The organism is Flavonifractor plautii ATCC 29863 (genome assembly GCF_000239295.1).
Taxonomy (GTDB): Bacteria; Bacillota; Clostridia; order Oscillospirales; family Oscillospiraceae; genus Flavonifractor; species Flavonifractor plautii.
Genome location: NZ_JH417856.1, coordinates 31,669 through 41,477 on the forward strand (window position 1 = coordinate 31,669; position 9,809 = coordinate 41,477).

The 9,809-nt window shown below is 63.9% G+C and carries 11 protein-coding genes and 1 other annotated feature; of the genes, 4 read left to right on the forward strand and 7 right to left on the reverse strand.

Annotation, left to right across the window (positions count from 1 at the left end; translation table 11 throughout):
- Positions 1 to 445 precede the first annotated feature (445 nt).
- The 6 genes from HMPREF0372_RS18415 to pyrB form a co-directional block, all read right to left on the reverse strand.
- Positions 446 to 1,153 carry a sigma-70 family RNA polymerase sigma factor gene (locus tag HMPREF0372_RS18415; RefSeq protein ID WP_007495881.1) on the reverse strand — a complete coding sequence of 236 codons (708 nt, stop codon included), beginning with the start codon at positions 1,151 to 1,153 and terminating at the stop codon, positions 446 to 448.
- Complete coding sequence (spoIIAB, locus tag HMPREF0372_RS18420; RefSeq protein WP_009259275.1) at positions 1,150 to 1,593, reverse strand: anti-sigma F factor; 444 nt, start codon at positions 1,591 to 1,593, stop codon at positions 1,150 to 1,152. The genes HMPREF0372_RS18415 and spoIIAB overlap by 4 nt, the downstream gene beginning before the upstream one ends.
- 17 nt (positions 1,594 to 1,610) lie before the next feature.
- Positions 1,611 to 1,916 (reverse strand): STAS domain-containing protein, encoded by a 306-nt coding sequence (locus tag HMPREF0372_RS18425; protein ID WP_007495883.1) that lies wholly within the window; start codon positions 1,914 to 1,916, stop codon positions 1,611 to 1,613.
- Between the two features lie 96 nt (positions 1,917 to 2,012).
- Positions 2,013 to 2,765, reverse strand: a complete 753-nt coding sequence (locus tag HMPREF0372_RS18430; RefSeq protein ID WP_007495885.1) for a hypothetical protein — start codon at positions 2,763 to 2,765, stop codon at positions 2,013 to 2,015.
- A 158-nt stretch (positions 2,766 to 2,923) separates the two neighbouring features.
- Complete coding sequence (locus tag HMPREF0372_RS18435) at positions 2,924 to 5,575, reverse strand: valine--tRNA ligase (protein WP_007495887.1); 2,652 nt, start codon at positions 5,573 to 5,575, stop codon at positions 2,924 to 2,926.
- A 51-nt stretch (positions 5,576 to 5,626) separates the two neighbouring features.
- Positions 5,627 to 5,841, reverse strand: a binding site (T-box leader).
- Positions 5,842 to 5,923: 82 nt separating this feature from the next.
- Complete coding sequence (gene pyrB / locus HMPREF0372_RS18440; protein ID WP_007495890.1) at positions 5,924 to 6,982, reverse strand: aspartate carbamoyltransferase; 1,059 nt, start codon at positions 6,980 to 6,982, stop codon at positions 5,924 to 5,926.
- Between the two features lie 194 nt (positions 6,983 to 7,176).
- Between pyrB and HMPREF0372_RS18445 the strand changes: the two genes are divergently transcribed.
- Complete coding sequence (locus tag HMPREF0372_RS18445; protein ID WP_007495892.1) at positions 7,177 to 7,719, forward strand: putative ABC transporter permease; 543 nt, start codon at positions 7,177 to 7,179, stop codon at positions 7,717 to 7,719.
- A 44-nt stretch (positions 7,720 to 7,763) separates the two neighbouring features.
- On the opposite strand, the gene HMPREF0372_RS18450 is transcribed toward HMPREF0372_RS18445, so the two are convergent.
- On the reverse strand, positions 7,764 to 7,976 hold the full coding sequence (locus HMPREF0372_RS18450) for a hypothetical protein (RefSeq protein ID WP_007495894.1): 213 nt from the start codon (positions 7,974 to 7,976) through the stop codon (positions 7,764 to 7,766).
- 116 nt (positions 7,977 to 8,092) lie between these two features.
- Here HMPREF0372_RS18450 and HMPREF0372_RS18455 point away from each other — a divergent pair, with 116 nt between their 5' ends.
- From HMPREF0372_RS18455 to HMPREF0372_RS18465, 3 genes are all read left to right on the forward strand, one after another.
- A complete protein-coding gene (locus tag HMPREF0372_RS18455; protein ID WP_007495896.1) occupies positions 8,093 to 8,629 on the forward strand; it encodes a gamma carbonic anhydrase family protein in 537 nt (178 codons plus the stop codon).
- Positions 8,626 to 9,459, forward strand: a complete 834-nt coding sequence (locus tag HMPREF0372_RS20955; protein ID WP_007495901.1) for a hypothetical protein — start codon at positions 8,626 to 8,628, stop codon at positions 9,457 to 9,459. The genes HMPREF0372_RS18455 and HMPREF0372_RS20955 overlap by 4 nt, the downstream gene beginning before the upstream one ends.
- A 115-nt stretch (positions 9,460 to 9,574) precedes the next feature.
- Entirely contained in the window at positions 9,575 to 9,763 is a 189-nt protein-coding gene (locus HMPREF0372_RS18465; RefSeq protein ID WP_007495903.1) for a DUF1540 domain-containing protein, read from the forward strand.
- Positions 9,764 to 9,809 lie beyond the last annotated feature (46 nt).

Consider the following 9,809-nt stretch of genomic DNA (forward strand, 5'->3'; position numbering starts at 1 on the left):
TGGTGGTCGCCCGCGGGCGGCCATAAAGGCCGCCTCTACAGGGTTGCGGAAGCGCAGGCCGATGGGCTAGGGGTAAATTACGCCAAAGGGGCAAGGAAGACCGCCCTGGGGCGTCGGCCCCTACGCTAGGGGGACGCCCGTCCCAACGCATAACGGCGTAGGGGCGACCCTTGTGGTCGCCCGCGGGCGGCCATAAAGGCCGCCCCTACAGGGTTGCGGAAGTGCAAGCCGATGGGCTAGGGGCAAATTACGCCAAAGGGGCAAGAGAGGCTGCCCTGGGGCGGCGGCCCCTATGCTAGGGGGATGCCCGCCTCAACGTATCACGGCGTAGGGGCGACCCTTGTGGTCGCCCGCGGGCGGCCATAAAGGCCGCCCCTACAGGGTTGCGGAAGTGCAAGCCGATGGGCTAGGGCAAATTACGCCAAAGGGGCAAGATAGGCCGCCCCTACTCCAGCTTGCGGCGCAGGTGCTCCACGGCCTTGCGTTCGATGCGGGAGACCTGCACCTGGGAGACTCCCAGCACCTTGGCGGTCCGATCCTGGGTCATACCCCGGAAGTAGCGCAGCAGGATGACCTGCCGTTCCCGCTCGGGCAGGGCGGCCACCGCTCCCCGCAGGGCCTCCCGCTCCACGATGGCCTCCTCCATGCCCTCGGTGCCCAGCACGCTCTCCAGGGTGAAGCCGTCCCCCGTCTCCATCTGGAGGGAGGCCACGGGGAGGTTTGCCTCCTCGGCGGCGGCGATCTCCTCCGGCTCCAGGCCGGTCTCCTCCGCCAGCTCGGAGAGGGCGGGCTCCCGGCCCAGGCGGGCGGACAGGCGCTCCCGGGCGGAGCGGATGGCCCCCGCCCGCTCCTTCAGTCCCCGGCTCACCTTCACCGCCCCGTCGTCCCGGAGGAAGCGGCGGATCTCCCCGGCAATCTTGGGCACGGCGTAGGTGGAGAACTGGCAGCCGAAGGCGGGGTCAAAGCCCCGCACCGCCTTCAGAAATCCCAGGCACCCGAGCTGGTACAGATCCTCCGGGTCGGTTCCCCGGCCGTAGTAGCGGCGGACGATGCTCCAGATCAGTCCGGCGTTCTCCTCGATCAGCCGGGCACAGGCGTCGTTGTCCCCCCGGCGGGCCTCCTCCAGCAGGGCGGGTGTATCCGCTACGCTCACACGGGCGCCCCCATCCGGCGGGAGACCCTGCGCCGCAGGGTGACCACGGTGCCCTTGCCGGGGGTGGAACGCACCTTCACGGCGTCCATAAAGCTCTCCATAATGGTAAAGCCCATGCCGCTGCGCTCCTCGGTTCCGGTGGTGTAGAGGGGCTGGCGGGCCTGCTCCACGTCGGCAATGCCCACACCCCAGTCCTTGACCTGGATCTCCAGGGTGTTATCCTCAAACAGCCGCAGGCGCATGGACACCTTGCCCAGCCGGTCGGGGTAGGCGTGTACGATGCAGTTGGTCACCGCCTCGCTGACGGCGGTCTTGATGTCGTTCACCTCGTCCAGGGTGGGGTCCAGCTGGGCCGCGAAGCAGGCCGCCGCCGTGCGGGCAAAGCCCTCGTTAGCCGAGCGGCTCAGAAAGGTCACCGCGGCCTCATTGATGGGTTTCATCTTATGTAAACCTCCCGTCATTCAAATTCCATGAGCTTGTCCAGCCCTGCCGCCCGGAGCACCTTGCCCGCCTGGGCGGGGACATGGACCACCTTGACTGCGCCGCCCAGCTCTCCCAGGCGGCGGTAGGCCCGCAGCAGCACCGCGATACCCGAGCTGTCCATAAAGGTCACGCCCTCCAGATCCAGGGTGAGCGACCGGGGCAGCTCCAGGTCGATCTGGCGGCTCAGCTCCTCCATGATGGCCCTCGCCCGGTGGTGGTCCACCTCGCCGCTGATGGCGGCCCGGAGCACCCGCCCCTCGCCGGTACAGGTCACTGCCATAGCTTGTCCCTCCTTGTTGACACAAAAAAACGCAGTATACCAAAATTTGGTATACTGCGATCATAGCACAGCCGGTATGCGATTTGCGTCGATCCCTTATCGCACCATTGAAAAGGTGGTAAAAATCCACCGCTCCCCCACCTGCTCGTAGAGGAAATCGTGGGTCTCGCTCCCCACCACGGAAAATCCCTGTTGCGGGTCCAGCACCTCCACCGTCACCCGAACGGTGCACCGGCCGGGCGTACCGTCCCGGAGTACCTGGACGGTCTCTTCGCCCTTGGTGATGTCCGCGCCGCGGCCGCCGTCGATGGTGTAGAGCGCACCGTCCAGCTCCACATACTGCGTCCCGTCCACGGGGAGCAGCTCCTCCACCAGCCCGTCGGAAAACAGGCTTTTCAAATAACCCCGCAGATCCGCCAGGGTTTTAATGCCCGGGTAGTCCACCCGGCAGTAGACCTGCTCCCCCACAGTTCTCTGGTCGTCACGGTCCAGCGGCATGGGCGCAATCTCGAACCAGCCCCAGGCCTCCTCCGCCTTCTCGTAGGCCGCCAGGATGGCCTCGTCCGCAGGCTCATCCGCCCCGGACGCGGGGGTGGAGGTTGGAGCCGGGGTCGGGGTCGGAGGTGGGACGGGTGTGGGGACGGGCTCCGCCTCCTCCGGCGTGGGGGCGGGCGTACGCAGGGGTGGGCTCGCCTCCGCCGAAGGAATGGGGCTGTCCGGGATGGTCTGGGTAGCCGGAGGCGTGGGCCGGTCTGCCGTGCCGCTGCTCTCCGCAGGGCTGGCCGGAACGCACCCCCAGCAGCCCGACAGCAGTATGACAAGAGCCAGCAACGGCATGAGTTTTTTCATGGAGCTTGGCCCCCCTTCCGTTTTTATCCTGTGTTTGATCTATTCTATCCGCTGGGGACTCATTCTACAACTACAGATGTGTTACAAAAAGCAACAAAAACGCGCGGAAAATGCCGCCTGCCGAAGAGGGCGGCGGCATTTCTCCGTTTTTATCCTGTTTACGCCATGGAAGCGGCGGATTCCTCCAGTTTGGCCAGGAGGGCCCGGAGCTTTTCAGCCCGGTCCTGCTCGGCCTCCACCACGTGGGCGGGGGCCTTGTTGACAAAGCCGGGGTTGCCCAGCTTGGCCTCCAGCTTGTCCAGCTCGGCCCGGTTCTTCTTGAGCTCCTTCTCAATGCGGGCCTTCTCCTTCTCCAGATCCACCAGCTCGGCCAGGGGCATGAACAGCCGGGCGGCGTGGGTGGTGACGGTGACCATGCCCTGGGCGGTCATGGCGTCGTCGCTGCCCGCGTCGGTCACGCCCTCCACAGTCACGTCGCTGGCGTAGGCCAGGCGCTTGAGGAAGGGAATCCCCTGCTCAAAGACGGCCCGCTCCAGGGTGGAGACGGTGAGCTGCGCCTTTTTGGAGGGGGGCACGTTCATCTCGGCGCGGCGGGCGCGCACGCCCCGGATGGCATCCATGATCAGCTCCATGGCCTTCTCCTCCTCGGGGAAGTCCAGCTCGGCGCGGTGCTGCGGCCACTGCTGGAGCATCAGGTAATCGCCGCTGTGGGGCAGGGCCTGCCAGATCTCCTCGGTGATAAAGGGCATGAAGGGGTGGAGCAGCTTGAGGGTCTCGGTGAGCACGTAGCAGAGCACCTGCTGGGCCCGGAGCTTGCTGTCCTCGTCCTCCCCCTGGAGGCGGGTCTTGGTCAGCTCGATATACCAGTCGCAGTAGGAGTCCCAGATGAAGTCGTACACCTTCTGGGCGGCCACGCCCAGCTCGTAGCGCTCCATGTTCTCCGTGACCTCGGGGATGACGGAGTTGAGCTTGGAGAGGATCCACTTGTCCTCCAGCTCCAGCCGGTCGGGCAGCTCACACCGGTCGATGGTCAGGTTCATCATCAGGAAGCGGCTGGCGTTCCAGATCTTGTTGGCAAAGTTGCGCATGGCCTCGCACCGCTCGGTGTAGAAGCGCATGTCGTTTCCGGGGGAGTTGCCGGTGATCAGGTTGAAGCGCAGGGCGTCGGCGCCGTACTGGTCGGCCATCTCCAGGGGGTCGATGCCGTTGCCCAGGCTCTTGGACATCTTGCGGCCCTTGTCGTCCCGCACCAGGCCGTGGATGAACACGGTGTGGAAGGGGGGCTTTCCGGTGTGCTCGCAGGCGGAGAAGATCATCCGGGCCACCCAGAAGAAGATGATGTCGTAGCCGGTGACCAGCACATCGGTGGGATAGAAGTACTTGAAGTCCTCGCTGCTCTCGTTGGGCCAGCCCAGGGTGGAGAAGGGCCACAGGGCGGAGGAGAACCAGGTGTCCAGCACATCCTCCTCCTGGCGGATGTGGGTGGAGTGGCAGTGCTGGCACTCGGTGGGATCGGTCTCGCTGACGGTCATCTCGCCGCAGTCCTCGCACGTCCAGGCGGGGATGCGGTGGCCCCACCAGAGCTGGCGGGAGATGCACCAGTCGTGGACGTTCTCCATCCAGTTGGTGTAGATCTTGGAGAAGCGGTCGGGGACGAACTTGACCTCCCCGTCGTTGACCACCCGCAGGGCCTCGCGGGCCAGAGGCTCCATCTTCACGAACCACTGGGCGGAGATGATGGGCTCCACGTCGGTGCCGCAGCGGTAGCAGGTGCCCACATTGTGGGTGTGCTCCTCCACCTTCACCAGGTAGCCCTGCTCCTCCAGATCGGCCACGATGGCCTTGCGGGCCTCGTAGCGGTCCATGCCGGAGTAGCGGCCGTAGCCCTCCACCACCTTGCCGTTGTCGTCCAGCACACGGATGGACTCCAGGTTGTGGCGCAGGCCCACCTCAAAGTCGTTGGGATCGTGGGCGGGGGTCATCTTCACGCAGCCGGTGCCGAACTCCATGTCCACATAGGCGTCGGCCACGATGGGGATCTCCTTGTTCACCAGGGGCAGGATGCACTTCTTGCCCACAATGTCCCGGTAACGGCCGTCCTCGGGGTTGACCGCCACGCCGGTGTCGCCCAGCATGGTCTCCGGCCGGGTGGTGGCCACGGTCACATAGCGGCCCTCCTCCCCGGCGATGGGGTAGCGGATGTGCCACAGGTGGCCGGGCTTCTCCTTGTACTCCACCTCCGCGTCGCTCAGGGCGGTGACGCAGTGGGGGCACCAGTTGATGATGCGGCTGCCCTTGTAGATGAGGCCCTTGTTGTAGAGGGACACAAACACATGGCGCACCGCGTTGGACAGGCCCTCGTCCATGGTGAACCGGGCGCGGCTCCAGTCACAGGAGGCGCCCAGCTTCTTCTGCTGCTCCACGATGCGGTTGCCGAACTTGTGCTTCCAGTCCCACACACGCTCCAGGAACTTCTCCCGGCCCAGATCGTAGCGGGTCAGGCCCTCGCTCTTGCGCAGCTCCTCCTCCACCTTGATCTGGGTGGCGATGCCGGCGTGGTCGGTGCCGGGCACCCACAGGGCGGCATAGCCCTGCATCCGCTTGAAGCGGATCAGGATGTCCTGGAGGGTGCAGTCCATGGCGTGGCCCATGTGGAGCTGGCCGGTGACGTTGGGGGGCGGCATGACGATGGTGAAGGGGCGCTTGTCCGGGTCGCGGTGGCCCTCAAAGCAGCCGTTCTTCTCCCACATCTCATAGACGCGGCCCTCCACCTCCCGGGGTTCATAGACCTTGGGCAGTTCTTTTTTCATCTGTTACACTCCTTTTCGGGGCAAAGCAAAAGGGCCCGCCCCAAGCCTGTTGCTCAGGGCGAACCCGTAAGTCCGCGGTACCACCTGAATTCCCCCATGAAGCCATGGAGGCGCTCTTGTCTCGCTAACGGGAGAACCCGCCGGGCCCTACTGTATTCAGGCCCGGAGCTCCGGGACGACCTTCCCCGCGCCGCCGGAGGGCCTTGCACCATCCGGCCCCTCTCTGCACCGCCCGCGCGGGTACTCCTTCCCTTCGTCGCTGTGTATCGCATTTAGTATATGCAAAATCGGGAAAAAAGTCAAGGCAAAACGTGATATCCCCGTGTCCGGCGGAGGTTGTTCCCCCCTTTACCGCAACTCCTTGTCGCAGTAGGCGCAGCAGTCCACGCCGCCGTTCTGCTTCACCAGGGGAGGCAGGTAGTGCTCGGTCTGGGTGATGCAGTTGGGGTTGGAGCACACCGGCTTGACGCCGATTTCCACCGGCTCCGGCTTTTCCCGCTCCTGGTTGGCCAGATCGGTGAGCAGGGCCATGCGGGCGTACATTCCGTAGCGGGCCTGCTCGAAGTAGACCGCCCGGGGATCGTCGTCCACGTCGATGGCAATTTCATCCACCCGGGGCAGGGGGTGCATGACCAGCAGCTCCTTCTTCGCCCGGTCCAGCTTCCGCCGGGTGAGGACGTAGACGCCCTTGCAGCGCTCGTACTCCAGGGGGTCTACGAAGCGCTCCCGCTGGATGCGGGTCATGTAGAGCACATCCAACTGAGGGATGACGGCCTCCAGGCCGGTGACCTCGGTGAACCACATGCCATGCTCCCGCATAAAGGCCCGCATGTACTCGGGCACCGCCAGCTCACGGGGGGCGATGAGGAAAAACTTGATGCCCTCAAACTTGGCCAGGGCCTTGATGAGGGAGTGAACCGTGCGGCCGTTCTTCAAATCGCCGCACAGGCCCACGGACAGCCCGTCCACCTTGCCCCGCAGGCGGGTGATGGTGGTGAGATCCGCAGTGGTCTGGGTGGGGTGCATGTGGCCGCCGTCGCCGGCGTTGATCACCGGCACGTCGGAGTACAGGGAGGCCGCCTTGGCCGCGCCCTCCTTGGGGTTGCGCATCACCACCACGTCGGCATAGCCCGACACCATCTTGATGGTGTCCTTCAGGGTCTCGCCCTTGGCGGTGGAGGTGGACTTGGGGTCGGCGAAGCCGAACACCGTGCCCCCCACCCGCAGCATGGCGGTCTGGAAGGAAAAGTTGGTGCGGGTGGACGGCTCATAGAACAGGCTGGCCATCACCCGCCCACGGCAGGCGTCCATAAAATCGGCGGGGTGGTCCATAATATCACTGCACCGCTGGTACAGGGACTCCCACTCCGCCCTCGTCAGGTCTCCAAAGTCGATCAGATGCCGCATGACGCTTCATTTCCCCTTTTGAATTTTTTCTATCGTATCATATTTCCCCCGGCCCGGGCAAGAGCAGAACGGACAAATTTTTACACTTTTTTCTCCTCCGCCTTGTCAGTCCCCCCGCCCTGTTAAAAACTGCATCACATGATCTCTCCCGCTTCGCCTCATGCTATGAAAAACGGACGAAGCGGGGCGGTTTTATGGTGTGGTTTTGGTACTTTCTGATTTACAGTTTTCTCGGCTTTCTGGTGGAGGTGGCCTATGTCCGCCTGGTGGGTGGAGTCAAACGGGACCGGAAGTGCCGGCTGGTGCTCCCCATCTGCCCGGTGTACGGCCTGGGGGCATTGGCCATTCTCCTCCTGCCGCCTCTGGTCCAGGACAGCCTGCCCCTTCTCTTCCCCGCCGCCGCCCTGGTGTGCACGGCAGTGGAGTATGTGACCGGGCTGTTTTATGAAAAGGTCTTTCGGGTATCCTTTTGGGATTACTCCCACCTGCCCCTCAATCTGGGCGGACGGGTATGCCTTCTGTTCGCCCTGTTCTGGGGGGTACTGGCCCTGCTCGTCCTCCATGTGATTCATCCGGCGGCGGCCTGGCTGGCGGCGCGGATTCCGCTGTGGGCATTCCCTCCAGCCGTGCTGGCCACGGCGCTGGACACGCTCCTCACCGCCCGGCTCCTGCGCCGGACCGGAGACCCCAATTCCCTGCGCTGGTATGCCCGCCTGCCCCGCCGCCGGCCGGCATAAAGCAGGGCGGGGGCGGCCAAGTGCCGCTCCCGCCCTTTTTGCATCTACGCCCGGCGGAGTTCACTGAGGGTCTCGTCGATCTTCTTCTGCGGTACGTATGCCTGGGCCACAGACAAAATCTGCTCCAGGGTGATGGTGCGGGCCGCTCCCAGCATGGGGTGCTTCATCAGCATGGGGAAACGGCGCTGAAACACCGCCCGGGCCCCCGGGTGGTCCAGCAGCTCCCCCACCGTGATCTGATTGCGCTTCAAGTCCATTGGCTTCACCTCCCAGCTATCCTATGCCGGGCCGGCGGGAGATTTGACTTGCCACCGCCGGGGACAGGCGCTATAATGATAGATATCACTGTAGAAAGGGAGAGGAACCAGCAGACATGATACAGCGCTTTCGCGGGCATTCGCCCATCATCCACCCTGCCGCCCGGCTGGCCGCCAACGCCACCCTGGTGGGCTGCGTGACGGTGGAGGCCGCCTCCAGCATCTGGTACGGGGCTGTGCTCCGGGGGGATGAGAGTTCCATCCACGTGGGAGCGGGCTCCAACATCCAGGACAACGCAGTGCTCCACTGTGACGCAGACTGCCCCGCCGTGATTGGCCGCGACGTGACCGTGGGTCACGGTGCCATTCTCCACGGCTGTACAGTGGAGGACACCTGCCTGATCGGCATGGGAGCCATCCTGCTCAACGGCTGCACCATCGGCGCGGGCAGCCTGGTGGCCGCCGGGGCGCTGGTCACCCAGGGAGCTGTGATTCCGCCCGGCAGCCTGGTGGTGGGTTCCCCGGCCAGGGTGGTGCGCTCCCTCCGGCCGGAGGAGGCCGCCGAACTGCTCCAGTCGGCCGAGACCTACCGCACTCTGTCCGCCGAGCTGCTCCCCACCGCCGAGGCGTCCGAAACAGGAGGAAGCGTATGAAAAAGAAAGGGAAAATTCCCGGCCGTTATCATAAAACATTGAAGGAACAGGTGCGTGAGAACCCCCGGCTGGCCGCGGTCTACGTCATTTTACGGGTGCTGGTGGTGCTAGCCCTGGTGGCACAGGTGTTTAACGGGAACTTTGAAAACGTGTTCTTATGCGTACTCACCCTGATCCTGTTTACCATCCCCAGCTTCATCGAGCGCACAATCCGCATTGATATCCCGGACACCCTGGAGATCATCATCCTCCTGTTCATCTTTGCGGCGGAAATTCTGGGGGAGATCCAGGCTTACTATGTCCAGTTTCCCTATTGGGACACCATGCTCCATACCCTCAACGGCTTTCTCTGCGCGGCCATCGGCTTCTCCCTGCTGGACATTTTGAACCGGGATGAGCGGCTGGCCTTCAAGCTCTCCCCGGTCTATCTGGCGGTGGTGGCCTTCTGCTTCTCCATGACAATCGGCGTGCTGTGGGAGTTCTTCGAGTGCTTTATGGACCAGATGTTCCTGCTGGACATGCAGAAGGACACGATCGTACACTCCATCGGCTCCGTGATGCTGGACCCCGCCGGCGGCAACACCCCGGTGGCCATCCACGACATCACCGACGTGATTGTGGTCACGGCTGATGGAGCCCAGCACCCACTGGGCCTGGGCGGTTATCTGGATATCGGCATCCTGGACACCATGAAAGACCTCTTCGTCAACTTTATCGGTGCGGTGGTGTTCTCCTTTATCGGCTATTTCTATGTAAAGAACCGCGGCAAGGGCTGGTTCGCCAAGCGTTTCATCCCCAAGGTCCTTCCGGAGTCCGGCGCCAAAAAATAACCGAATATTCCGCCCTCAGGGGCGCATACTAGGGAAGCACTGCTCCCACCCTGTCACGCAGGGCGGGCCGGTGCTTCCCTTGCGTCATACCAAGGAATCAAGGAGGAATCTCACCATGAACAAGACCCCCAACAACAGCATCAAGTGCTCTGTGAACAGTTGTGCTTACCACTGCGGCGAGCAGAACTACTGCACCCTGAACGAGATCAAGGTGGGTTGCTGCGACTCCAACGTGACCAACTGCGCCTCCACCGAGTGCGCCTCCTTCCAGTTGGGCGACCACGGCGGCTGCTGCAAGCGCTGAACCGTCCATCCATGCAAAATCGCGCGTTCCCGATCGGGAACGCGCG